Below are 25,546 nucleotides of genomic sequence, written 5' to 3'. Positions count from 1 at the left end.
TAAAAGAATCAGCTTATGCAGACGCTAACGATCAGAGTACATAACCCGCACGCTTTTAAATTAATTGAGGAGTTGGAAGCATTGCGACTTATTGAAGTTGTCAGAGAGTTGGTGCCCAAAAAAGAACAGAGGCTTTCGGATCGCTTGGCTGGCAGTATTACGAGTGAGCAGGCCAATCGGATGCGGGAAGAACTGAAACAAAGCCGAGACGAATGGGAAAGAAATTTCTGATTGATACAAATGCAATTATTGATTTTTCGGAGAATAAATTACCTGCTTCGGGTAAGGCGTTCTTAAGCGAAATTCTTGATAGTGAACCTTGTATCTCTGTTGTGACGAAGATTGAACTACTCGGGTTTGCTGGTATTGGGCAGCCAATTATTGATTTCGTCAATGAGTCATTGGTAATAGGTCTGACAGATGAGGTGGTGGAACAGACTATTGCCCTGCGGAAGAAGCACAAGATAAAGCTGCCCGACGCTATCATTGCAGCTACAGCTTTACTACAGAAGGCTACAATTGGGAGCCATAACATACGTGACTTTCAGAATATTAAGAAGCTCAAATGCGTTGATCCACATACGCTCTAACCGGATACGTACCTACTTTAAAGCGTAGGGCCTGGTCATCCGCGACATGAAACACCGCATCGACCGGGCTTATGAGGAGTAGTTGATTAGATCCGTAAACCTTGACGCTGACGTGTCTTGCTGACGCCTGGTCGAAAGGCGCGAAGCTCACAGCGTTTATCTATTGCCTTGATCCGCCTAACCCTTGACTCAAGTACGCACTGAGCCGCCAGGCAACGCCCATTTATTGGTTATTGTGCTGGCGCAATTTGCCGGCACGTCGCTCTGGTTTGCCGGGAATGTTGTTCTCCCTAACCTGCAACCGCTGCTTGGCACTACGGCACTGAGCGGCTGGATCACGTCGGCCGTGCAACTGGGATTCATTGCCGGTACGTTGGTCTACACCCTGTACCGTATTCCCGATACGTACCCGGCTACCCGTGTTTTCCTGGTGTCGGTCATCGCGGCGGCGATTTTCAACCTGCTTATTCTGGTGCTGCCGCTCCGGTCGGGCTGGGTGTTGCTAAGCCGATTCGGAACTGGGTTCTTTTTGGCAGGCGTTTATCCAGTTGGTATGAAGATCGCGGCCGATTGGTTTCGGCCGGTTCTTGGCCGGGCCATGGGTTTTCTGGTTGGTGCGCTGGTACTGGGCACCGCCCTGCCACACCTGATACGCGGCGTGGGCCAATCATGGCCGTATGAAGGCGTGTTACTCACCGTGAGTATGCTGGCAGTAGCGGGTGGGCTGTTACTGTCCTGGGTTATGCCAGCAACGCCAGTAGTACGTCGGCCAGGTACGTTCAGCCTGTCGGTTTTTCCGATGTTGTTTCGGCCTGGACCATTACGGGCAGGCGTTACAGGCTATTTCGGCCACATGTGGGAACTCTACGCGCTTTGGGCCTTTCTGCCTACCCTCCTCCTCATCTACAGCCAGCACCACCCTGATCATCCAGTCAATAGATCCGTTTGGGCATTCTGGGGCATTGCGGCGGGCTTTATTGGCTGTGCGGCGGGTGGTCTGATCGCCCTTCGCGTTGGTAGCCGACGGGTGGCAACCGTCAATTTGCTGATTTCAGGCTGTTGCACTGCGCTGATACCGCTGATAGTACATGCGCCACCGGCTTTATTTCTAGCTTTCCTGACCCTCTATGGCATCACCATCGCCGGTGATTCGCCGCAACTTACGACCATCATATCGACCAACGTACCTGACAACATGCGGGGTAGTTTACTGACGCTTGTTACTTGCCTTGGCTTCACCATCACCATCATGTCCATTCAGGCGCTGGCCTGGTTGCTGGCTAATTCGGGCGGGTCGGTCTGGGCATTTTGGTTGCTGCTGCCGGGGCCAGTACTAGGTGTTTGGGGGCTGGTGAACAAGCGTGCCATCGGCTAGTTGTCTTTCCTAACGGCCTGTTTTGTACGCGATCGTCAATTCACGATCGTTGAACCACACAGATGGCGTACTTTTGGGCGTTCTGATAACAAACCGATTCTGTTTGTTTGACAAATTTTACTCATGAAAACAACCTTTCTGGCCGTTTTGGCTTGTGCGCTTGTTCTTGTAGCCTGCGACGATAAAAAAAGTGGTTCATCGGAAACAACGCAGACTGAAACAAAAATGGTCTCGGCACCAACGTTTTCCGGCGATTCAGCCTATTCGTTTATTGAAAAGCAGATTGCCTTTGGGCCTCGTGTACCCAATACGCCTGCTCATGTCCGCGGCGGCGACTACATTGTGGCAACCCTGAAATCATATGGCGTTGAGGTGATCGAACAGCCGTTTACGGTGAAAGGCTGGGACGGTATCCTGGTCAATGGCCGTAACATCATCGGCGTGATTAACCCGAAGGCTGAAAAGCGATTGATGTTCTCGTCGCACTGGGATTCGCGCCGTTTTTCGGATCAGGACAGTCTGGAGGTAAATCATAAAAAACCAGTGCCTGCGGCTAATGACGGGGCCAGTGGCGTAGCCGTGTTGCTTGAAATGGCGCGTGTTATTCAGCAGGCCAAAGACAAGCCAACGGTAGGTGTCGATCTCGTCTTTTTCGACGCCGAAGACTGGGGCAATGGCGAAAAGGCCGTGGGTGATAAAGAGGCAGGCCACCCCGATATTGATTATGTTGGCTTCTGCCTTGGCTCGCGCTACTGGGCTAAAAACCCGCATAAACCGGGTTATACGGCCTTTTATGGTGTGCTACTCGATATGGTCGGGGCCAAAGGCGCTACGTTTTTAAAGGAAGGCTACTCCATGCAGTTTGCTCCAAGCGTAACCCAAACCCTCTGGAACACCGCCAGCCAATTAGGGTATAGCCAATATTTTGTGGATAAAACGGGTGGTTCGATCACCGATGATCACCTGGCTCCAAATACCATTGCCAAAATTCCAATGGTCGATATCATTCACCTAAATGCACTGAGTGGCGGCTTCTTCCATGATTGGCACACGGCCGAAGACGATATGCGGAACATTGATCCAAACACGTTGAAAGCCGTTGGGCAAACGCTGGTTCAGGCGGCATATAACGAGCAGCCATGATCGGTATGAAAGCCCGCGTTTGCCGCTGTAGTCTTCTGCTGCTACTAGCAGGTACGTTGCATGCACAACAAGCCGATTCAACGCGGGTTCAAACGGCTGATTCGCTGGCGCTACAACGTTTTATGGAAGCGGTTGGGCCAGCCGAGGCCGTTTTTTCGTTTGGGCCAACCGCCTTCTTCCGGTTTAAATCGGGCGTTTATTCTATCAGAGACACCCACTTTCCGCTGCTTGATTCGCCCGACTCGCTGGTTAGCCGGCCAATTGAAAAAGCTTATAAACGACACCGCCGGGCTCGGATAACCGCCTATGCTACGGCGGTTCCGCTAGTTGTGTTAAGTTACTCGGCCGTTCGGCTTGTGTTATCATTAGGTACTGTCGTTAGCGGTCGTCCAAGCTCGGCAGGTTTACCGAGCGAAGGCGTACTGCGGGCATCGGGTATTGCCTCGGTAACGGGCATTGCCTTGATGGGTGCGTTCAATATCAGCACAACGACGAGTTTATTTAAGGGTATCAGGCGGCACAATAAAGGCTTTGGCCGGAAACTGCCCACGCTTTTTAACCCTAAAGGATTGTGAGCTGACAACTTATACTACGAATCTACACCGTCAACCGATGACACCTATAAAATTAGTATCGCTTATTGGCTTAGTAACCCTATTACTTGCCTGTGCTGGCCCCGACAAGCTGGGTACGTTGGACCTGAAAGCCTGGCGTGATGACCGGGGGGGCTGCAAAGGTGTACGCCAGACCTTGCTAACCAACTTCATGACCGTGCGCGATCAGTTCAAAGGCATTCATGTGAATGATCTTGGTAAGATGCTGGGCCGTCCCGACGTGAACGAAATTACTGACCGTAACGGCAAGATTTACGTGTACTATGTTGAGCAGGGCCCACAGTGCGGCGAGAATACCGGTGCTAAATCAGGCGCGAAAAGTGTTGCCCTGCGAGTTAGCTCGATTGGCCTGGTAACCGAAGTGTCGACCCAGAACGGAACGCCGTAGGGAGTAGTTTCAAGTCTCAGGTTTCAGGTCTCGAGTCGCGCTGCTACGCTACCAACAACTCACAAGCGAAGCACTTGAAACCTGAGACTTGAAACTACACTCACACATAAAACTTCTTGCGTTCAATCATCTCTTCCACCACATCGGGTACCATATAGCGAATGGAGCGATTGGCGCGGATAGTATCCCGTATGTATGTGGCCGACAGGTCAAGCAGGGGCGCTGCAATCAGTTGAACGTTTGGGTGTGTGCGCAAAGGAGAGGGGCTGGCCAATTCGCCAGGGCGGGCAGGGCGAGGGTACACATATAGACCGAACTCGTTCAGAATACGCTCATACTGTTTCCAGTTGGCAAACTGCTCCAGGTTGTCTTCGCCCATGATCAGTTTAAAGGTATGCTGCGGAAATTTCTGGCTCAGCACATCCAGTGTATCGATGGTGTAGCTGGGTTTGGGCATCGAAAACTCCACGTCGGTAGCTTTCAGGCGGTTGTTGTCAGCAATAGCCCGCTCTACCATATCGAGCCGGTCAAATTCGTGCAACAGACTCTTTGTTTTTTTAAACGGATTTTGCGGCGACACAACAAACCAGACCTGGTCCAGATCGGTGTTGGTAGCCATCGTATTGGCAACAATCAAATGCCCAACATGAATTGGGTTGAATGAGCCAAAGAAAAGACCAATTTTCATAGAAAGAAGTTTACTGTCTTCAGGTTCAGTTTACCGTTTTCTGTTTACTGTCTTTTGTTGCGTTGCTAAAAGCAGCGTACTAAAGAAGCAGTGCAACAGAAAACGGTAAACAGAAAACGGTAAACTTAAATTACCGTTGCCTTCGCCGGAACGATATCGTTTTCAATGAAATCGTCGATTAGTTTTTGGGCTTTGGCATACGATTCCTCTAAATCGTCATTGACCAGAATGACATCGAACTGATCCTGAAACGACATCTCGAAATGGACCTTGAAGAGCCGTTTCGACAGGCTGTCTTCCGTTTCCGTTCCGCGGCCGATCAAGCGTTGACGCAATGTTTCTTCGTCAGGCACTTTCACAAAAACGGCCAGCGCCCGATCACCATAATACTGCTTCAATTTCAGGCCACCCTTCACATCTACATCGAACAGTACGTGTTTACCACTGTCCCACAGGCGTTGAATTTCTGATTTCAGCGTGCCATAGAAAGCGCCGACATATACTTCTTCCCATTCCACAAATTCATCGGCGTCGATTTTGTGCTTAAACTCGTCGGGCGTCAGAAAATAATAGTCCTGCCCGTTCTGCTCGGCGCGGCCCCGGCGGTCGCGGGTGCAGGCAGAAATAGAGAAGCCAAGGTTCTCGTTTGACTGTAGCAGATGGTGGACAATGGTTGTTTTGCCAGAGCCAGATGGAGCCGAGAAGATGATGAGTTTGCCGTCCAAGTGGGGAGAAGTTTAATGGAAAGGAACTGTCATTACGCTTCGCTGTCATTAGACAGTCATTAATGGTCATTTGTTGTGAAAGCAATGAATGACCATTAATGACTGTCTAATGACAGCGAAGCGTAATGACAGTTCTTCTGTAAAGGTATAAAAAACAAATCGGGGTAAGTAAGAGGCCGGTTGGCTTACTCACTTACCCCGAAGGTAATAGCTCAATGATGCTTAGTTGAAGGTAGCAATTCGGCTACGGATGTCTTCGATAATACGTTCGGGACAGCACCTTTTTTCCATCTTGTTCTGAAGAAGAGCTTTGATCTCTTTTTCCAGATGGTACATTTTAATACAGGGCTGGCACGACTCCAGATTACGCTTCAACTTCTCAAGATCCTGTTCGCTCGCTGCTCCGTCGAGTACCGATTGAATAAACTTCAGACAGTCGCTTTGGTGCTCACACGAATGTTTCATACTCTCCGGTACCTTTGGCGACGATGTTGGCAAAGACGTTTGCATTGGAAAAATTTTATTTATTCCAAAATTAGTTATATTGTTGCTATTGGTCTAACCAAAGTCTGTATCGTAAAAGTTCGGTTTAGTCGTCAATATTTTCGTTATAACCCATCGATGCCGCATAATCTCGCAGCTTTTCCTTCAGAAGGTTACGGGCCCGGTGCAACCGTGACCGAACCGTACCGATAGGAATGTCGAGGATCTTGGCCATTTCTTCATAAGTGAATCCTTCGATATCACAAAGAATAATGACCGTCCGAAAATCGACGGGTAGCGAGTTTAGGGCGGTAGCCACTTCATCACCGATCAGATCCGACACCGTTTCGGCCCGAAGGTCGACTGTGTGTTCAGTCTCTGAATCTTCTGAATTGTAAGTGGTCTCAACGTCCTGGTAATCAACCTTGGCTGGTTCCTTACTTTTCTTCCGATAATCGTTAATGAAGCTGTTCTTCAGGATTCTGAACAGCCACGCCTTTGCGTTGGTTCCCTGTTCAAAGGACGAGATAAACCGGAACGCCTTTAGGTACGTATCCTGCACAAGGTCATTCGCATCGTCTTCGTCCATGGTCAGACGGAAAGCGAAGTTGTACATGGAATCAATATGGGGCATAAACTCCTTATTGAAGATCCGGTATTTCTGGTCGTCGGTGTATCCGCGAGTGGGCGTCGTATCTGACATAGTTTCGGGCATTGTCGACATAAAAGTAGGCGTTAAAGTCGGTTTGCCTCGACAGCCGCCAGATTTTACGCAGGTCTGAAAGAGAGACTGCGCTGGCAGAGGCCGGTGTAGACAGTCTACTGCAAAAACCAAACCTTTGTTTAACTAAACGGTTTACCGGTCAAAATGGCAGAACTAATCAAAGGGTGCCTATGTTTCCGACCGCTAATGACATACTAACCTATATGTCCGGTTCTGGGTATGCTGCTACCTTTATCGCCGGGTAAAAAACTGAATCAGCGTGATGCTTAAGGTGGTGAATACGGCACTGGCCACTGTACGTATGGCTGTAGGCAACAGGAGCGATATACTCCCGGCTTCAATAAGAAACAGAAAAGCGTGGTGAATAAAAACCAGGACAAACACGTACTTGAAAAAATCGGTAAAGCCCAGCTCCTGCAATGTAAACACTACCCGTGACTCCTGAATGCGCTGGCTCATCTGAACGCGTACTACCAGCGGGCGCAGGTACGTCATAAGCACCGTAGCGGCTGCGTGGATGCCCAGCGTGTTATAAAACGTATCAACAATAACACCTGTAACGAAAGCAAGCAGCAGCAGCCAGGTTTGACTGAATTCGTTTGGCAGCAACAGGATACAGGCTACGTAGATAAAGCAGAATCCGTAATCGAACAGGACCAGATTTCTGACGATCAGGATCTGAAGAAGCAGGTAAAGCAGAAAGAGGGAAACGAGGACAAGAATTTCGCGAAGGGTCATGTAATCGATAAGGTGGGGCGTTGCGGAGTCGGTAGCTACTTATTTCTCGCTGTCAATCTGTTTTTCCAGTTGCTCCTGTTGAGCCGCTAAACTGTTCTGCACCACATAAACGTAAGACAGGTTGCCAAAATTAGTCGATAAGTCGATGGTCAGGTCATGGAACGTCTGGTTGGCCTGTACGCCGATGGTTCGCACCCGCCCAATGAGAATACCCGGCGGAAAGACAGAGTTCTGATTCGACGTGACCACTGAGTCGCCTTTGCTAACTGGTTTGTAGCGCGAAATATCGAGCAGTGCCATTTTAGTCGGGTCAACGCCCAGCCAGCGAGCCGTTCCGATCTCATTAGCTTTTACCAGGCTAGCCGATACCCGAAATTCGGAATGTAGAATTGAGGTGATAACGGAGAAATGTTCGTTGCAGAAATGGACTCGCCCTACAATGCCCGTCGGAGAAATAACGCCCATTCCCGGCTTAATACCGTCGGCGGTACCTTTGTCGATGGTCAGGTAATTATTGGCGAACGTAGTGGTGTTGTTGATTACCTTACCAACGGTAAAGGTAAAACGTGCGGCGAAAATTGAGTCCGCTTTGTAAAGTGGTGGGCTTGACGGGCTGCGTTCCTGCTGCCGTTGCGTCAGTTGAGTACGTAGACGTAGGTTTTCGGCGGCCAGATCGGCGTTTACCTGCCGTAGGTTGGCATACTCTCGGGCCGTGTTCGACAGAGTCAGTAGCTTCGCCGCATACTGGTTTGAGGTATTGAAGAAACTGGCACTCCAATAGTTGTTTGTGTTGATGATAAAGTAAAAGCACAGCACCTCCAGCAACACAAACAGAATGAAGTTGCGGCTTTGGGCAATAAAGGCAAAGAGTTGTTCCACAAAGAAAGTTTACTGTTTACTGTTTGCCGTCTACTGTTTGCTTTCGGCTCAGGCGGAGCAATAGTAAACAGCAAACAGTAAACGGCAAACAATCTACGAAATCAGTACTGACTTGTAAAGATCAAGATTTTTAATTACTTCACCAGTGCCTTTCACTACCGCTTTGAGCGGATCGTCGGCTACGTGAATAGGCAGTTTGGTTTTGCTGGCCAGCCGCTTGTCGAGGCCGTGCAACAGTGCACCACCGCCCGTCAGGTGAATACCGTTGGTATAAATATCGGCCGATAGTTCGGGTGGTGATACTTCCAGGGCTTTCATGACGGCTTCCTCAATTTTCGAGATCGACTTATCGAGGGCGTAGGCGATTTCGCTGTAGGTGACCTTAATTTCTTTCGGGATACCGGTCATCAAGTCGCGACCACGGATTTCGTAGTCGGCGGGCGGGTTGTCGAGTTCGGGTAGCGCCGAGCCCACTTCCATCTTGATCTGTTCGGCCGAGCGTTCACCGATCAGCAGGTTGTGCTCACGGCGCATGTAATCCACGATATCGCGGGTAAACACGTCGCCGGCGATCCGAATCGACTGTTCGCAGACAATGCCGGAGAGAGCGATAACGGCGATTTCGGTAGTTCCCCCGCCAATATCAACGATCATGGTGCCGTTGGGCTGGGTAATGTCGATACCAATACCTATGGCGGCAGCGATTGGCTCGTGTACCATGTACACCTCCTTGGCTCCTGCGTGTTCGGCTGAGTCTTTAACAGCCCGTTTTTCTACTTCGGTGATGCCCGACGGAATGCAGATGACCATACGATGTGAGGGCGAGAACAGGCGATTGCCTGATTCAATCATTTTGATCAACCCCCGAATCATCAACTCCGCTGCTGTAAAGTCAGCAATTACCCCGTCTTTCAGCGGGCGGATCGTTTTGATGTTTTCGTTTGTCTTTTCGTGCATCTGCATTGCCTTATGCCCAATAGCCAGCACTTTACCGCTGACTTTGTCCATGGCAATAATCGACGGCTCGTCGACTACGATGCGGTCTTTATGAATAATAAGGGTATTGGCCGTACCCAAATCGATAGCAATGTCGCTAGTCAAAAAATTAAAAAGTCCCATTTCAGGCTGGTTACGTATAGATGCTAAGCTGGATTTCCAAACAATACACAAAAGTAGGGATAATAAAAGACAACTTTAGCCCACTGTTTGAATGGACTTTTGTTTTTCCCCATGATTGTCAGCCTATAAACGTCAAACCCGCCCGAACAGGGGTGTTCGGGCGGGTTTGATTAATAGTGGCAAGAAAAACAAACTATTTTGCAGCAGCGTTTTTCTGGTCCTGAACTTCGGAGCGGATCTGCTGGGCCATTGTTTTCAGGTCCTGCATACCCTTACGTACCCGAGTTCCGGCCGCCTGATTCTTTTTGTCATAGAATTTATCGAAGTCGCCTTCTAGTGACATAATCAGGTTTTTTACTTCCTCAAAGCGTGTCATACGATTGGGGTTTAAGTGTGAAAAGTGCTTAAATGCGCTAAAAACGCGTATTTGGGCGAAATATAGCTATTCTCTTATACACCGCAAGAGCCGGGTCAAAAAAATAACAGAATAATACAACTTAAACCCCTGTACCTTACTCAGCGGCAGACTCTGTCACGGCAGTTTCGGCTAATTCAGCCATTCCAGCGGGTTTTTGCTGCGCGTAGTAACCATTTTTGAGTTTTTCTACAATTTCGCTGAACACAGTGAGCGTATAGGAAACATCTTCGAGCGAGTGGGCCGCCGTTGGGATAACACGAAGCATGATAACTTCTTTGGGTACCACGGGGTAGGTAACGATTGAGCAGAAAATACCATAGCTCTCACGCAGCTCACGAACCATGGCCGTGGCTGCCACAATACCGCCATCATTCTGTAATAGAACGGGCGTAACCGGAGAAGTCGTTTCACCAATGTCGAAACCACGCTCGCGCAGACCATTCTGCAACGCCCGCACGTTCTCCCACAATTTCTCGCGAAGCTCAGGATGCTTCTTGATCAGTTCAAGGCGTTTCATTGCGCCTACAACAAGCGGCATTGGCAGCGACTTGGCGTACGTCTGCGACCGCATGTTGTACTTGAGGTAGTGGATTATGTCTGCGTCGGCGGCCACGAAAGCGCCAATCGAAGCCATTGATTTGGCGAACGTCGAGAAATACACGTCGATACCGTCCTGGCAACCGAAATGCTCACCAACGCCAGCACCGGTTGGGCCCATGGTACCGAAGCCGTGCGCATCGTCTACAAACAGGCGGAAGGCGTATTTTTCTTTAAGGGCAACGATTTTATCCAGGCTACCCACTTTCCCCGACATACCGAAAACGCCTTCGCTGATGACCAGAATGCCACCCCCGTTTTCTTCGGCTTTCTTGGTGGCCCGCTGCAGGTTTTTCTCCAGGCTGGCCATGTCGTTGTGGTTGAACTTATAATAATCGCCCATCTTGGCTTTATGCAGCCGGATACCGTCGATGATGCAGGCGTGGCACTCGGCATCGTACACGATAATGTCGCGGCGATCGACCAGCGATTCGATGGCCGACAGTACGCCCTGGTAGCCAAAATTAAGCAGGAAGGCATCCTGCTTACTGACAAACTCAGCTAACTGATGCTCAAGCTCCTCGTGCATATCGCTGTTGCCCGACATCAGCCGAGCGCCCATCGGATAGGCCAGTCCCCAATCGGCGGCCGCTTTCGCGTCTGCTTCGCGTACTTCAGGGTGGTTGGCAAGGCCCAGATAGTTGTTCAGACTCCAGTTGAGCATCTTCTTGCCAAAGAAGGTCATATGAGGGCCAAGTTCGCCTGTCAGCTTAGGAAAAGCGAAGTAATGATGCCCATTGAAGAGTTTTGAATTCGAGCCGATCGGGCCGAGATTGCTGCGGAGTTTCTCAAATAAATCCACTTTATGATGCCGTTTGAGGGCCTAAAGCCCCGTTTATGATCTATTTAGTGCAAATTTAGGGAATAATGTATAATGCACAATGTACAAAGGGTAATGGCTTTTCCCTGAAGAGAGGCCCTACCTGGCAAGCTGTTAGCCATCGTCTGTTGTGCAGTATACCTTATTCCTCATAAAACCGGGTGCTTCTTGTGCCAGTTGGTGGCATCCTGATAGGCCTTGGCAACGGCCAGAACGGACCCTTCGGCGAAGAGCTGGCCATTGAAGGTGATACTGGTCAGGGTCTGCTGGGCATTGAACCCATTGGGCAGCACCACGCATGGATGGCCGGTAAGATTAGTCAACTGAAGGTTGCCCCCGGCGTAGGCAGGCGTCACGTACACGTCGACCTGCGCTTTTTTCAATACGTCGTGCAGCTGGTTGATAAGCTGGGTACGTATGCGGTTGGCCTGTATGTACTCGACCGCCGGGATAAAGCGCGACGACCGGAACTCGTTTGGCCAGGCCGATTTCATCTGCCGGACCATCAGGCTATCGCGGCGCGACCGGGTGAGTTCGTCGAAGGCGGCAGCACCTTCAACGCCGATGATCATCGTAAGGGCACCATACCGGAAAGGCGGTAATTCGATGGGCACCAGGGTAGCACCGAGTTTTTTCAGCAGCTCAAGCGTGGCCTGATCATTGGCTTTGTTCGGGTACGTACTGTCGAATGCTTTTTGAACAACGCCAATCCGAACACCCTTCAAGGAATTCAGGGGCGCATAGCGAAAAGGGACGTTCATCACCGTTGGGTCGAGGTTATCGGGCCCCTGAATAGCGTTGAACACCAGGGCGCAGTCTTCGACAGAGCGAGCCATCGGCCCAATTTTATCCATCGACCACGAAAGCGCCATGGCTCCGTGCCGACTTACACGCCCGTAGGTAGGACGCAGGCCGGTAGTGCCGCAAACCGTTGACGGCGACACAATGGACCCCAGTGTTTCGGTGCCAATGGCAAAGGGTAACAGGCCAGCGGCCACCGTACTGCCCGACCCGGCCGATGAGCCGCTCGAACCCGTCTCTGATTTCCAGGGGTTACGGCTCTTGCCGCCAAACCACACGTCACCCATAGCCAGTTCGCCCATGGCCAGCTTGGCACAGAGCACCGCCCCGGCATCTTCCAGCTTTTTGATGACCGTGGCGTCATAATCGAGTACCTGATCTTTATACGGCACCGACCCCCAGGTAGTTTTGTAACCACGTTTGGCCAGCAGGTCTTTGGCCCCGTAGGGAATACCATGCAGCGGCCCCCGGTATTTACCTGCTTTAATGTCGGCGTCGGCGCGGCGAGCCTGTTTCAGGGCCAGCTCTTCGGTCAAGGTTACAACGTTGAAGAGCGTTGGGCCGTAGGTTTTCAGACGCGTAAGGAAAAACTGGGTCAGCGCCTCCGACGTGATCTGCCGGGTACGGATCAATTGGCTTAACTCAGCCACCGTGTAAAAAGCCAGGTCGTCACGGTTGGCGGGCAAACGTACCTGGCCCGGCAGCGAAGCGCGGAATGAACTGCCTCCGGCTGGCATGACGAACCCGGTTGGCAGTGGGTTGAAATACAGCGCAGGAGCAACGTCGTTGGTGAGCTTAACGGTACGGATCGTTTCAAAGTCGCGGCGCTGATCGTTGAGGTTGTCGACCATGGAGTCGCGCTCGGCCCGGGTAAACGACATACCGAAGATGTTGGCCGCTACATCGGCCATTTCGGCAGTAATCGGCTGCTTGGGGTCGTCGTAACTGGTGATGAACGCACCGGCAGAGAAACTGGTGGCACACAGAAGAAGAAGACGTAATGGTTTGTGCATGAAGTTAGCTGGTTGTACAGACCTTAAATATAGGCCAACTTCAATGAACGACAGGGAACTATGCGTCTAAAAAGAAACGGATACTGCCTGATGCCTATACGATCTAATGTATGTCATTGTGGGCTGACAATGCTAGTACAGCGAAGAGCGCTAACGCGATGGACATCCAGACTGGAATCTTTCGCCACCTAGGGTATATGCGCGGATTGGCCAATTGCCAACGTACCTACTTTCCGGGCGCCGGCGCTGGCATGGCGGGCTGGAACTCCTTCACATACGTACCTGCCTTGAAGGTATCAAATGGCTCTTTGGCCTGATAATTTCCACCAAAATAGGTAATGACCTGATGGAACATGCGCGGTTCCAGGTAACCCGCAATGGGCTGAATCATCGCCATTTTTTCATCGAGAAATACGGTTGATGGGTAGCTCATTTTGCCCTGCAACAGATTCACGGCCAATTCATGCGCATTGCCCTGCTTGCGGAACGTCTGACCCCCAACCGTGATGTCTGCGGCCTGTTCGGCGTCGAGCTTCACGGCGTAATAATGCTCATTCACGTAATCGATGATAGCGGGCTGTGAGAACGTCTTCTGATCCATCACCTTACACCAGCCGCACCAGCCCGTGTATACGTCGATGATGATCTTACGGGGCGCTTTCTGGTTCAGGTCAAAGGCTTCCTTAAAACTGAGCCAGTTTATCGTTTTGCCTTCAGCAGCGGGCGCAGGTACCGCTGGCCGGTCAACGGCGGGGCGGAACGAAAAGAACAGGCCAACAAAGAGTAAGGTGAAAAACAGAGCAGACAGGCGCATGAGCTGGCTTTTTACGGGTATGATACTATCATCATGAATAACGGCAAAAAGCGGGCCGAAATTGCTGTATCTGCGGTGCCCGGAGCCAGATAATGACCTTTACATCAGTTGTTTCTTGGCCAACTGGCTCTGCCGTTTATTTTTGGTAATAACCTACTGTGAGCATGCGGATCTGGTGGCCTCCCGGTCTCTTTATTTTCTTTTGGCTGTGCAGCCAGCCACTGGCCCACGCCCAAACGACCGATATGGTCGTGCTCACTGACGCCGATGAGCCACTGGCTGTTATCTCAACGGATGGGGCATTGAGTATATACGTAGATTCTACGCGGCAGCAACCGTTGTCGGTTGTGCAGCACCAGGCCTTTGCACCGGTGGGCCGCATGGTGCCAAACGTTGGTTACACAGGAGCTACCGCGCACCCGAACCCGATATGGCTTCGATTCAGGCTACAAAATGCCACGCATCAGGCGGTCAGGCTTTATGCCCGTATCAATTTCTGGTGCTTCGACTCGACCCAGTTTTTTATCGTTGATCCGGCCAATGATTCCCTGTTGATCGCCTCGCCTGTCTTCGGCTGGCGAACACCCGTTGACAACCGGATTGTGGCCGACCGGAATTTTACTTTTCCGGTTACTATAGCCGCCGGGGCCGATCGGTTTGCTTACCTGCGCGTTTTCAAACGGCGCGGCACGCAGGTCATTCCCCTGACGCTCTGGCGCGAAGCCGGCTACTGGGCCAATATGCCGCGTGAGTACCTGTTCTGGGGCGGCATTCTGCTATCGCTGGCTTTTGTGGCGTTGATGAGCCTGTTCTTTTTCATAACCACCGGCGATTCCATCTACTGGAGTTACATGTTCTGTGTGCTCTGTCTGATCGGATTCTTCTTTATCAATGATGGGTTCATGAATCAGTTTGCTTTTGAGGCCCAGTTCTGGTTACCCCGTCAGAATATTTATTTTCTGTTTCCCCTGCTCCTGTTCTATTCGCAACTTGTCTTTATCCGCACGTTTCTACCGTTGAAAAAAACGTCGGCTCGTTGGCTGCACCGGTTGAGCACTGTTGGTCTGCTGGCTGGATTGGCCTGCGCACTGATGCTCACCGCCGAACTGGTGGTAACGTACCCCCCGGCGCTTGAAGTACTGTTCATGCGGGCTTTTGTGATCCTCTACTGGTTACCGATGCCCCTGATCGGTGCCTTTGTGGTGGTCAGCATTGGGCAGCGCTATTATGTGGCAGCAGGCTGGCTTTATCTGATTGCCGTATCGCCGTTCTACCTGCTCAATTTCGGTCAGGTATTGGCCAATTTTGGGCTGATTCCAACGTATAGTTCGTTTGTTGATTTTCGGTGTTACGCCGTCACCGCTTTGTTTGAAGTGCTGGCCCTGACGTTTGGACTGGCTTACCGCTACAAGCTGACGCGCGATAGCAACGATAAGCTGTTAAGCGCCCAGCGCGAGCAGGAACGCACCAACTACGCGAGTGAAGTGCAGTCACTGGCGCTCAAGAACACCATGCTGAGAGAGAAGGAGCGTATTGCCCGCGATTTACATGATAACGTAGGCGCGCAGTTGGCATTGATGATCACCAGTCTGTTGCATATCAGTCGGCAGGCCGAGCAAGTGCCCGTTGCAGGCAATAAACTGGAGGTCGAAGAGAGCGACAATCGAATGCCACGCCTTGCCGACGAACTGCGGACGGTCGTTGGTTATGCCCGCGAAGCCATACGGACGCTTCGCGAAACGATCTGGGCCATTAATCAGGAAAGCTTCACCATTGATGAGTTCGAGGAGCGGCTCAACCAGTATGTGAACAGGTACGTGCATCAACTGAACGGGCTGAATGTCGATGTACAGATCGTGGGCGATGCTGGCCAGCCCCTTTCCTCTGTACAGGTGTTGAACTTCTTCCGAATTGTGCAGGAGGCGCTCAGTAATGTGGTCAAACATGCACACGCAACGCAGGCCGAGGTACGGCTGGTCACCCGTTCGGATGGGGCCTTTCATCTGACCATTCATGATAACGGTCGTGGCCTCAACGAGGCGATGAACGAAACCGATGAACGGCATTACGGGATTCATAACATGAAGCGGCGGGCCGACGAGCTGGGGGGGCAGTTTCGGATTTATGTGCATGATGGCACCGTGGTCGATGTGGTCCGGAAAGGCGATTCCAGCGCATAGATCAGCCTTATGGGCCACTGGCAACGTACCTGGCGGCGCCTGGCGGGTGTCTTTAGAGGCATGATCCTGTTGAAAGGGTCAGTTTTTGTTCAGGAGGCAATCAGCTTTTTATCAATCGCAAACTTGATCAGGGCCGCCGTGTTTTTGCAGCCCGTTTTGCTCAGGATGTTTTTCCGGTGTGTGTCAATGGTTGTGCGGGCCAGGCATAACTGTTTGGCAATCTGATCGTTCGTTAGCCCCTCTGCTATGTAGCCAACAATTTCGCGCTCGCGGCGCGTGAGTGGCTCTACGTAGGCAAAAGTAGGGATTGGCCGTGCAGCAACACCGTGTATAAGCACTGGTGATAAGGCTGAACTAACATAGATACGGCCCTGCGCCACACTCTCCAGGGCTTTGGTCAGCTCTGTTTTACCGGTGTCTTTAAGCAGGTATCCATCGGCGCCGGCCTGAAGCATCAACTGTACCGTCGAGAAGTCGGCCATCATGCTGATAGCCAGTACACTGACGTGTGGCCAGTCGCGCTTGATGAGCCGGGTTGTATCGACGCCATTCAGCTCGGGCATTTCAACGTCGATCAAGACGCAGTCTACGGGGTAGCGATGCAGGAAGGCCAGGGCTTCACGGCCATTCCGGGCCTCGCCTACCACCTCACAGGTATCAATTCGATCGATGAGCATCCGCAGGCCGTCAACAAAAAGCTGGTGATCGTCTGTAATGAGAATACGTTGTGGCATAACTAAAATGGTTTGGATCGTGAAGCAATTACTGTTTGATCAGTTTGATGGCTGCCGCCTGGCTGTTACCTGCCAGCAGGCGAACGATCAGCAGTCCATCAGGCTGGGTGGCGAGGTCTACACGTTCAATTTCCCGACGCCCGCTACCCTGCCGTTCAGCCTGCCAGCTTACATGGCCAGTGGCATCAACAAGCTGAAGGCGCACCGACACCTGAGCGGCCGCCAGCCATTCCACGGTTATATGTTGAGAAGCGGGTATGGGGTAGACCTTCAGATCGGCCGTTGGTACGGCAATAGGGTCTATGGCCAACGGCGCAAGCACAATTAGCCGATAGGTGTTTAAAATCTGTCCGGCTCCACAATCATTCGTGAGCGACTGTACGGCGTAGGTAACCGTACCGGGTTGACTCGGTTTCACCCATTTGACATACGGGCTGGTGGTGGTTGTCACGAGTTGCCCGTCCCACAGTTGAACGCGCCAGGGAGCATCGCCGGTAAACCGGACCCGGATGGCGGTGCTGTCGTACAGGACACTGACCGAATCGCCGGAGAGCCGGACCGTAGCGCGGTTGAGCACACGAACAGTTACCAGCTGCCCTGCACTTTCGCAGGCGTTCTGTGTCTGCGTGACAACGTACGTGAGCGATTGACCAACGCTGGTTGGGGGAACGATACTGGGCTGCGCAGTGCCACTACCATCATACCAGCGCAGATTCTGCCCAACAGCGGTTAGCGCCGTTGGGGTATCACCAATGCAGTAGGTTCGGCCTGTAGCGGCAGGCGCAGGCGGCACCGCATACACGGTCGTGAGCAGGGCGGCACGAGGCCCCTCACAGGTGCCAAACCGTTGTGCCACCCAGTAGGTACGTTCTCCCAGCGTTGTTGTCTGTGGCGTCAGTGACGAGGTAGATGTGCCACCCGTTGCCTGATCATACCAGGCTAATGCATCGCCCGTGGCTTTCAGTGGTTGTGCCATCTGATTCTGGCAGAGCGATAGTGGGCTCACCCCCGGCGCACCGGGCGTATTGCGTACCTGCACAGCCAGTGGAATGAGCCGACTTTCACAGCCATTGCTGTTCTGACTCACCTTGTAAGTAATGTCTCGCACCTGGTCGGTGGGCGGCTTGGGGGCCTCGGTGCTGATGAAGGTGCCGTTGCCGTCATACCACCGCAAATTCTGGCCTGTGGCAGAGAGGGCGGGGGCTGTTTGGTCGCGGCAAAGCAGGAGCGTGGCGGTGACGGGGTCGGGCGAGGCGGGACTGATAACTTGCTCTATTTTCGACCGTGGTCCTTCGCAGTTATTCACAAATTGACTGACCCAGAAGGCGGTGGTACCGTTGGGGTCACTGGCCGGTTTGATCTGGCTCTCGGCAGTACCGCCTGTTTCCTGCCGATACCAGCGTAACCCCTGACCAGTGGCGGCGAGTACAGGTACGTCTTTATACTGGCAGATCGGCGCTGGCGTACTGACGGTTGGTGCTGCTGGCAACGCAATCACATGCACGGTCAGCTTGGCGCGGGGGCCTTCGCAGGTGCCAAACCGTTGTGCCACCCAGTAGGTCTGATCACCGGGTTGGGCGGTTGACACAGCTGGTGCATTGTCTGCTCCCGTTCCGCCCGTTTCCGCCGTGTACCAAAGCAGACTACTACCCTGTGCCGTGAGTGTGGGCGCGGCGGCCTTGTTGCAAACGTTTATATCTAACACGCCTGGCGCACCGGGCGTATTACGTACCTGAACCAGAAGGGGGATCAGTTTACTTTCGCAGCCGTTGCTGTTCTGACTCACTTTATAGGTGATGTCACGTACCTGGTCGGTTGGGGGTTTCGGGGCTTCGGTACTGATAAAATTATTGCCACCGTCGTACCAGCGCAGGTTCTGGCCGGTCGCTGTCAGGCTGGGGGCTGTCTGGTCGCGGCAAAGCAGGAGCGTGGCGGTGCCAGGGTCGGGCGAGGCGTCGTTGATGCGTTGCTCCAGCCTGGCGCGGGGGCCTTCGCAATTGTTCACCACCTGGCTGACCCAGAAAGCGGTAGTGCCTGCCTGATCGCTGCCTGGCTTGATGGCGCCCTCTGAGGGACCGCCGTTCTCCTGCCGGTACCAGCGCAGGTTCTGCCCGCTGGCCGACAGCGTAGGGACATCTTTGTACTGGCAGATAGCGCCCGGCGCGTTGGGCGTGGGCGCCGATGGTAGTGCAATGACATGCACGGTCAGCTTGGCTCGTGGACCTTCACAAGTGCCAAATCGTTGCGATACCCAATAGGTCTGATCGCCAACCTGTGCGGTAGAGATCCCGGGTGGGTTAGCCGCGCCGTTCCCCCCTGTTTCTGCCGTATACCAGAGCACATTGCTGCCCTGTGCCGTCAGTGTAGGGTTAGGTGCGTTATGGCAAGCGTTTATCTCCGAAACGCCGGGTGCGCCGGGTGTTTCGCGGATCTGTACCACAAGAGTCACCAGCCGACTTTCGCAGCCATTGCTTGTCTGGCTCACTTTATAGGTGATGTCACGTACCTGGTCGGTCGGGGGGCGAGGGCCATCCGTACTGATAAAGTTGTTGCCATCATTATACCAGCGTGGATTCTGTGCCTGAGCTGTTAAAGTTGGCGCATCCTGCCGTTGACATAATTGCAACGGCGAATTCACCGTTGGGTCGGGCGAAGCGTCGTTGATGCGCTGCTCCAGCCTGGCGCGGGGGCCTTCGCAATTGTTCACCACCTGGCTGACCCAGAAAGCGGTAGTGCCTGCCTGATCGCTGCCTGGCTTGATGGCGCCCTCTGAGGGACCGCCGTTCTCCTGCCGGTACCAGCGCAGGTTCTGCCCGCTGGCCGACAGCGTAGGGACATCTTTATACTGGCAGATAGCGCCCGGCGCGTTGGGCGTGGGCGCCGGTGGTAGTGCATTAACATTGATGGTGATCTCGGTCAGATCAGACCGGCAGCCATTCTCATCGCGCGAAACGAAAAACTTCTGCTGCCCGGCAGAGCCCGTATTAGGGCGCGGCGCATTGCTGCCAAGACTAGTTCGGCTGGCGTCGTACCAGACCAAATTGGGACCATTGGCCGACAGCACATCGGCCCCCTGATTCTGGCAGTACGTTATGTTTTGATTCGTGCCGGGTGCGCTGCTTTTAGGCTTTATCGTGACGGAGACATCGACTTTGTCGCTCTCACAGCCGTTGATCGTCTGCGATACTTTGTAGCCGAACGTACCTGGATTGCCTGTTGTCTGAGTTGGCGCACCCGGCTGTCTATTTCCGTTGGAATCATACCAGTTGATGGTGCCACTCCCCGATGCCTGAAGCGTTACGCCATTCTCGCCCTGACAGGGAGAGGCTGGCGTTGTCACGTTGGGCTTATCTGCTTTGGTAATGGTTATTGGCGTTGAGGAAGGAATCAGATACAGGTTTTCGTCAGGGTTGACGGCAATGATCTGTATCCGATAGCCAGAGCCTGGCGCAAGGGAGGCGGGTAGGGTCACATTAACTTGTTTGTTGTTAACGGTGCCATCGCCTAGTTGCGTAGGATTGCCGAATGAGCCGTTTGCATCTGACAACAGCACGCGTGGTCTGAAGCTAGGCTGCAGCACAACATTCGGATTGTCGAGTGAATATGATACGGTTAGGTTAGCACCGCTACAGAGTGACGAACGGGAAACCGATGTGTTCAGGGTAAACTTTAGAATAGTAATCTGCGCGGCTCCACTGACTTGTCCGGTGCAGCCTAACGCATCTTTTACATTCCTGACGTATTTATTATCGTATGGAAACGGAATCTGGTTAGTCAATGGAACAACTATTGAGAGATATTGTGTGGTGCTTTGACTGCTGCCACTTCTCGGAGCATAGTTGTTGGCAATGTCTTGAAGGGTGTAGTTGTTATACTCGAATGTAAAGGGAGGCACTCCTGAAAACGTAAGCTGAACCGAGCCACCCATACCGGCCTGTACAAATGGAGTTCCTGAAATAACGAGTGCTGCGCCAGGGCTGAAGGAGAACTTGGAGCTTTCTGAAACTACAGAGAAGTAGTCCATGTGAGTCACTGTAAAATAGTAACGATCACCTGGTACTAATGAAGAAGTAGATAAGTTAAACTGTATCCGAATTTTATTTGCCGCGGTATGAACACCCGCCGCCCGCGTTGTAACGGTACCGATGTATGTGCCAACCCCCTGAGCAACGACGGTGGAACCAGATACACCGAACCGATGAAGGTTTACCCTGTACCGATTGGCTCCTCTTCCATCGTCGGTAACATTAACATTAAAATCAACCGCATACGGATTGGTCTTGCATATCGTACTGAAGGGCAGGGGTTCTGGTGAAGTGATTTGGCCGAGACCAATTAACGGCATCAGAAAAAACAGTAAAATAAGTACAGAAGAGAAAATCGTTTTCATGATGTGGAGGTGTAAACAGGCTATCCATTACTTCTTCTTGCTAATCTTTCCAGCTTTCAATAACGTGCGTATGCCATTGACGGTCAGCCCCATGCCGACTACGCCGCCGCCGTATACGCCATAGATGGTGGGGCTGCCATATTGGGTAATAGACAAGGCATTGGGCGGCGGTGGTATATCCCGCCGCGACAGATCGCGGTAGAGGTTATACTCCGCATTGAGCGCGTTCACTTTCTGCGAATAGGCATCATACTCTTTCCTGATGCCCGAATAGGCCACATAGCTACCGCCCAGGGCTGCCAGGCCACCAACGACCTGCATCCAGCCGCGCAACCGCATGCCAGCCACCATACGTTGCTGTTCGCTGGTAAGCGATTTTTTCAGCTCAGGCGAAACCGACATGGCCGCTGGCTTCTGAATGATCGGCTTCGGTAGCTTCTCTTTCTCCACGGCCCTGGGTACGTCGGCCAGGACCGGTGCGGGCGTCGTTGGTTTTGGCGTCGGTTTGTCTACCGGTGGCACTACCGGAGGGGCAACCGGTTTGGCTTTTTCGGCCATCACTTTAGGCGGGTCGATAACGGTTTTTGGCGGCTCGGCAACAGGCTTTGCTGGTTCAGCGGTGGGCTTTTGCTGTTCAGGCGCTGGTTTTGCTGGCGCTGGTTTTGGCGTTTCCGTTACTGGTGGCTTACTGATTTCGACCGGCCTTTTATCAGTTGGCTGCACTGTTTTGGGGGCTACCTCCTCAGGAACTGGCTTGGGTGGTTCTGTTACAGGTTTAGGCGCTGGCTTCACGGGTTCTGTCCGTTGGGGAGGGGGCGGGGCCGACTGATTAACGGCTACAGACGGAGCTGTTTTGGGGACCGTAACCGCTACTGTCTCTGTAGCCGGCGCGCTGGTGGGCGGCTCAGCTTTGCGCTTACGTTGTTCTTCATTGGGGGCCAGATAACCGGGCGTTACTACGTCGGGAAGCGGCTTGGTGGCCAGCGGGCGGGTGGTGTCTGGTTTTGGGGCTTTTGGCTGAAGCAGTACGAAACCCAGCTGGTCGCGATCCCGATTTTTATAGATGAACTTGTTCCTGTTGGCCTCGTCGAACCGAATCGAATTGCCGTCCAGCTCGTAGGTTCCGCTGCCATCGTTTCGGTATTGCCCCGGTGGTACACGCGGCGATTCGGTTTTAACAACATCCAGCGCTTTGCTATTGCGCCGAATGGTCACGTTGAACTCGTAGTCTTCCTGCCGGTACACCTTTAGCGGTTCGCGAATCTCGATAGGTGGTGGCGGCGGTGTCTCGGCTACCGTAGGTAGCTGCGCCGTAACGGTATTGGCTGTTTGCGAAACACCAGCGCCGGGGCGTTCAAACGTGATCTGACTGATCAATACCGTCCATTTTTTGCCGTCGCGCGTCGCCTGTAGCGTAGCCACACGCTTAACACGCTGAAAGCTGCGCCCCTGCGTGCGCTGGTTGGTACTCTGCCCCCTGAATATGGATTCATAGAAAATATTGATATGGGCCGATGTGGGACTATCCATGATCGGCTCGGTCTTCCGAATACTACTGACGACAAAAACGACAGGATTGGCCTCTGACGTTTTGCTGACGTACTGGAGCAGATCGTTGAGGTAGCGCTTAAGGGTTTTGTCTAGATCGGCGGCCGATTTGTGATCAATATGGTTAGGGTCTATGTCGTCTTCAATGGTACAATTGTCGTTGACGAATAACTGCTGACCCTGTTCATTCAGGGTGTACATATTCAGGATTATTTCGTTTTTATCGAACTCTGTATTCGTGTCGAACAACAGCGTGTTGATCCGTTCGGGGAGATCTTTCTCAACACACTTCTGGGCCAGCCGCTTGATCTCATTGATATCTTTTGTTGTTAACGGCTGATTCTGCGCCCAGACCGAAGGCGCTAAAAGCCACTGACTGATCAGCAAACACAGGAACAGCCGTAATAAGCGTTGACTGGTCATGGTTATTTAGCGCAGTTAGTGTAGTAGAATTTACCCCGTTCGCCGGTACTGGCTGCGTAGCCCAGCGCGTAGCCTTCGCCATTGTAGCTGTACTGAAACGTGACGCGCTCGGTCAGGGTGAGTTGGCCGTTTCGGAACTGGTTGAGCACGTATTGAGTGAGCAGACCGGGCTTGCCGCTCCCATCCTGGATGTCGGGAATACCGCGAAACCGGAGTTGGGTGTTGTTGTAAAAGCCACTGCTGGTGTAGGTATACGTGGAACTGGTTACCTTGCTAAGCGCCGGTTCGTTGTATGTTTTCACCAGGTGGTTCCCGTTGTTGTTCACCGTAAAGGTTTCATACACGCCATCGGTATGCGTATAGGAGGTGAGGTAACCGGTGGCGGGGTCAACGGCAAACCGTTCGCTGGTGCCGGGTCGGGTACGTGTTGCCAGCTTCCCGTTATCTTGAAAAGTAAGCAGTTCGTCAACAGTGCCGCCCGGGCTTTTGATGGTCAGGCTTTTTAGTCGATTACCTTCCCAGGCATATTCCCAGGTAGTACCACTGCCCTGAACCGGCGCAATCCGGGTAATCAGTCCAGAGGTAGCATCGTAGGTATAGGCGTAACGGGTGGTGCCTGTTGGGGTTTTGTCTTCGCGGGTACGTACATAACGCAGCGAATCATAGCTATAGGTTTGGGTCAGGCTGCGCTGGCCGTTCTGATTTTCTTCATACACCTGGGTCAGGTTGCCGAAGTCATTGTACACATACCCCCGTCGGCTGATCGCCCCGCCTTCCCGAATGGTTTCAACCAGCCCGATCCGGCAGGCGGCAGGAAGCTGGGCGCCTGCTAAATCGGGTTCGTGGTAGCAACCCGTCAGCACGGCCAGGCAGCCTATTACAAAGCGTAGAAATGGATTCATAACGAGCTAGTTGGTTTCTGATCGGGTAATGCCCGACGAAGAGCGGGCGGGCAGGTACGTCAACGAAACGCGTCTGTTCTGGCGTCGACTACCTTCATTATTGTTGGCACCAACAAGAAAGCGGCTGCCATAGCCGATAAGCTCAAGGCGACTGTCATCAATACCCCATTGCCAATGCAGGTAACTGGCGGCTACTTTAGCTCTGAACTCACCCAGGTATTTGTTCAGTCGTTCGTCGCCCAGCCGGTCTGTGTGGCCCACCAGCCGCAGATTGACCGTTGGATGCTGCTGTAAATAGCTCCCCACCCGTCCCAGGATCGCCTGTGCTTCGCTGGTAAGTGCGCAACTGCCTTCGTCAAAAAAGAGTACAGGCAGGTTATCAGCCAGCACAACTGTATCGGGGGCTGTGGTCGTTGACGCGGGCGATGAAACAGGGCTGATGCCGGTTGGCCGAGGCGTTTCTGTTACTGGCCTGCGTGCCGGTAGAGCAACCGTCTGTACGTTCAGGCCAGCCGATACGGTGATCGTCTGCTGGGCTAAAACGGCTTTTTGCTGGTTGATCAGGAGCAGCTCATATTGGTCAGGCGGTACGTCGTAGGCCGTGAAAAGCCCCGGCCTGCTGGCGGCTGAAGCAAGCACCACCGGGGTTTTGTTGCCGGCGGCCCGGAGAATGGCTTTCACCCCACTGCCGGCCTGTGCGGGTTCACTCTGCACAGAAAGCAGCACCAGTTCCCGCAGGAGCCGTACCGTGTGCCGATGGGCTACGCCGCCCAGTTGCTCCACGCTGATATTTCCCTGATAAGGCTGGTAGCCTGTTGCCTGAACTTCCAGGGCCACAATATCTTTGGTCGTAAAATCGGTGGCGCAGTTGCCGATGGCGTCTGTGCTCAGGCAGGTACGTTGGCCGGTTTTGGTGAAAACGAAACAAACCTGGGCTTGCAACGGCCGGCCCGTCAGGGCATCAGTTATGGCAAAGACACTGTGCTGGACCTGGCCGGTTATGTCGCTGCTTTTCGGTTGTACGTAGTGCGTTTGTTCAGTCTGTAAATAGGGCCGGTCTACACCTTGCTGGTCAGTAGCTACGAGCGGAATGACCACATAGGCTTCATCGGCTGCCGTAAACGACGCCGGGTTCAACGGCAGGCGCTGGGTACGGTAGCCCGCCCGCTCGATCAGCAGTACGGTGGCGGTGCAGGCTATATCTACGGCAAACTGACCGGTGCCCGCCACACTGTTACTAACCAAAGTAGCCCCGTTTGTTGACCGTACCAGCAGTTTTGCCGCCAGCGGCTGATGGGTGCTGACATCCTGCACGACGCCCAGCAACCGCAGGCAGACCTGTTGGCCGACTCGGTTAGTAGCGGCTGAGGCCAGGGAGCACGCCAGCAAAGAGCTGAGAAGAAGGAGACGAATGGGCATGGGGTGGAAGAAGCTGAAAAG

Annotated in this window: 23 protein-coding genes; 7 read left to right on the top strand and 16 right to left on the bottom strand. The window is 52.9% G+C overall.

Annotation, left to right across the window (positions count from 1 at the left end; all coding sequences use genetic code 11):
- The first annotated feature begins 15 nt into the window (after nt 1-15).
- From ACAW75_RS12905 to ACAW75_RS12880, 6 genes are all read left to right on the top strand, one after another.
- A complete protein-coding gene (locus ACAW75_RS12905; protein ID WP_370729139.1) occupies nt 16-231 on the top strand; it encodes a hypothetical protein in 216 nt (71 codons plus the stop codon).
- A complete protein-coding gene (locus tag ACAW75_RS12900; protein WP_370729138.1) occupies nt 213-590 on the top strand; it encodes a type II toxin-antitoxin system VapC family toxin in 378 nt (125 codons plus the stop codon). Before ACAW75_RS12905 ends, ACAW75_RS12900 begins: the two co-directional genes overlap by 19 nt.
- Nucleotides 591-774: 184 nt before the next feature.
- Nucleotides 775-1,965, top strand: a complete 1,191-nt coding sequence (locus ACAW75_RS12895) for an MFS transporter (RefSeq protein ID WP_370729137.1) — start codon at nt 775-777, stop codon at nt 1,963-1,965.
- Nucleotides 1,966-2,088: 123 nt separating this feature from the next.
- Complete coding sequence (locus tag ACAW75_RS12890) at nt 2,089-3,108, top strand: M28 family peptidase (protein ID WP_370729136.1); 1,020 nt, start codon at nt 2,089-2,091, stop codon at nt 3,106-3,108.
- Between the two features lie 5 nt (nt 3,109-3,113).
- Entirely contained in the window at nt 3,114-3,683 is a 570-nt protein-coding gene (locus ACAW75_RS12885) for a hypothetical protein (protein WP_370729135.1), read from the top strand.
- Between the two features lie 37 nt (nt 3,684-3,720).
- The gene (locus tag ACAW75_RS12880) at nt 3,721-4,110 is read left to right on the top strand and encodes a hypothetical protein (RefSeq protein WP_370729134.1); all 390 of its coding nucleotides are present in this window, start codon (nt 3,721-3,723) and stop codon (nt 4,108-4,110) included.
- Nucleotides 4,111-4,210: 100 nt separating this feature from the next.
- On the opposite strand, the gene nadD is transcribed toward ACAW75_RS12880, so the two are convergent.
- From nadD to ACAW75_RS12825, 11 genes are all read right to left on the bottom strand, one after another.
- Entirely contained in the window at nt 4,211-4,798 is a 588-nt protein-coding gene (gene nadD, locus ACAW75_RS12875; protein ID WP_370729133.1) for a nicotinate (nicotinamide) nucleotide adenylyltransferase, read from the bottom strand.
- A gap of 125 nt (nt 4,799-4,923) precedes the next feature.
- A complete protein-coding gene (gene gmk / locus ACAW75_RS12870) occupies nt 4,924-5,523 on the bottom strand; it encodes a guanylate kinase (protein ID WP_370729132.1) in 600 nt (199 codons plus the stop codon).
- Between the two features lie 222 nt (nt 5,524-5,745).
- The gene (locus ACAW75_RS12865) at nt 5,746-5,988 is read right to left on the bottom strand and encodes a hypothetical protein (protein WP_370729131.1); all 243 of its coding nucleotides are present in this window, start codon (nt 5,986-5,988) and stop codon (nt 5,746-5,748) included.
- Nucleotides 5,989-6,112: 124 nt separating this feature from the next.
- Nucleotides 6,113-6,730 (bottom strand): sigma-70 family RNA polymerase sigma factor, encoded by a 618-nt coding sequence (locus ACAW75_RS12860; RefSeq protein WP_085411381.1) that lies wholly within the window; start codon nt 6,728-6,730, stop codon nt 6,113-6,115.
- A 231-nt stretch (nt 6,731-6,961) separates the two neighbouring features.
- Nucleotides 6,962-7,468, bottom strand: coding sequence for a hypothetical protein (locus tag ACAW75_RS12855; protein ID WP_370729130.1), 507 nt, complete (start codon nt 7,466-7,468; stop codon nt 6,962-6,964).
- A 39-nt stretch (nt 7,469-7,507) separates the two neighbouring features.
- Nucleotides 7,508-8,347 carry a rod shape-determining protein MreC gene (mreC, locus tag ACAW75_RS12850; RefSeq protein ID WP_370729129.1) on the bottom strand — a complete coding sequence of 280 codons (840 nt, stop codon included), beginning with the start codon at nt 8,345-8,347 and terminating at the stop codon, nt 7,508-7,510.
- Nucleotides 8,348-8,440: 93 nt separating this feature from the next.
- On the bottom strand, nt 8,441-9,466 hold the full coding sequence (locus ACAW75_RS12845) for a rod shape-determining protein (RefSeq protein WP_085411377.1): 1,026 nt from the start codon (nt 9,464-9,466) through the stop codon (nt 8,441-8,443).
- Nucleotides 9,467-9,659: 193 nt separating this feature from the next.
- Nucleotides 9,660-9,842, bottom strand: coding sequence for a BF3379 family histone-like protein (locus ACAW75_RS12840; RefSeq protein WP_085411376.1), 183 nt, complete (start codon nt 9,840-9,842; stop codon nt 9,660-9,662).
- A 136-nt stretch (nt 9,843-9,978) separates the two neighbouring features.
- Nucleotides 9,979-11,283, bottom strand: a complete 1,305-nt coding sequence (locus ACAW75_RS12835) for an aminotransferase class I/II-fold pyridoxal phosphate-dependent enzyme (RefSeq protein WP_370729128.1) — start codon at nt 11,281-11,283, stop codon at nt 9,979-9,981.
- A gap of 167 nt (nt 11,284-11,450) precedes the next feature.
- The gene (locus tag ACAW75_RS12830; RefSeq protein WP_370729127.1) at nt 11,451-13,115 is read right to left on the bottom strand and encodes an amidase; all 1,665 of its coding nucleotides are present in this window, start codon (nt 13,113-13,115) and stop codon (nt 11,451-11,453) included.
- 226 nt (nt 13,116-13,341) lie between these two features.
- Nucleotides 13,342-13,929 carry a thioredoxin family protein gene (locus tag ACAW75_RS12825; RefSeq protein WP_370729126.1) on the bottom strand — a complete coding sequence of 196 codons (588 nt, stop codon included), beginning with the start codon at nt 13,927-13,929 and terminating at the stop codon, nt 13,342-13,344.
- A gap of 164 nt (nt 13,930-14,093) precedes the next feature.
- On the opposite strand from ACAW75_RS12825, the gene ACAW75_RS12820 reads away from it, so the two are divergent.
- Nucleotides 14,094-16,109: a sensor histidine kinase gene (locus ACAW75_RS12820; RefSeq protein WP_370729125.1), complete on the top strand. Its 2,016-nt coding sequence runs from the start codon at nt 14,094-14,096 to the stop codon at nt 16,107-16,109.
- Between the two features lie 89 nt (nt 16,110-16,198).
- Here the strand turns inward: ACAW75_RS12820 and ACAW75_RS12815 are convergent, their stop codons facing one another.
- The 5 genes from ACAW75_RS12815 to ACAW75_RS12795 all read right to left on the bottom strand — a co-directional run bounded on the left by ACAW75_RS12815 (nt 16,199) and on the right by ACAW75_RS12795 (nt 25,525).
- The gene (locus ACAW75_RS12815) at nt 16,199-16,843 is read right to left on the bottom strand and encodes a response regulator (RefSeq protein ID WP_370729124.1); all 645 of its coding nucleotides are present in this window, start codon (nt 16,841-16,843) and stop codon (nt 16,199-16,201) included.
- A gap of 28 nt (nt 16,844-16,871) precedes the next feature.
- The gene (locus ACAW75_RS12810; protein ID WP_370729123.1) at nt 16,872-20,867 is read right to left on the bottom strand and encodes an Ig-like domain-containing protein; all 3,996 of its coding nucleotides are present in this window, start codon (nt 20,865-20,867) and stop codon (nt 16,872-16,874) included.
- Nucleotides 20,868-21,260: 393 nt separating this feature from the next.
- Nucleotides 21,261-23,204, bottom strand: coding sequence for a hypothetical protein (locus ACAW75_RS12805; RefSeq protein WP_370729122.1), 1,944 nt, complete (start codon nt 23,202-23,204; stop codon nt 21,261-21,263).
- Nucleotides 23,205-23,206: 2 nt separating this feature from the next.
- Entirely contained in the window at nt 23,207-24,106 is a 900-nt protein-coding gene (locus ACAW75_RS12800; protein WP_370729121.1) for a hypothetical protein, read from the bottom strand.
- Between the two features lie 6 nt (nt 24,107-24,112).
- Entirely contained in the window at nt 24,113-25,525 is a 1,413-nt protein-coding gene (locus ACAW75_RS12795; protein ID WP_370729120.1) for an OmpA family protein, read from the bottom strand.
- Nucleotides 25,526-25,546 lie beyond the last annotated feature (21 nt).

This window comes from Fibrella arboris (assembly GCF_041321095.1).
In the GTDB taxonomy this organism is placed as follows: domain Bacteria; phylum Bacteroidota; class Bacteroidia; order Cytophagales; family Spirosomataceae; genus Fibrella; species Fibrella arboris.
The sequence above is the reverse complement of the archived record's forward strand: the minus strand, read 5'-3'. Positions and strand labels throughout refer to the sequence as shown.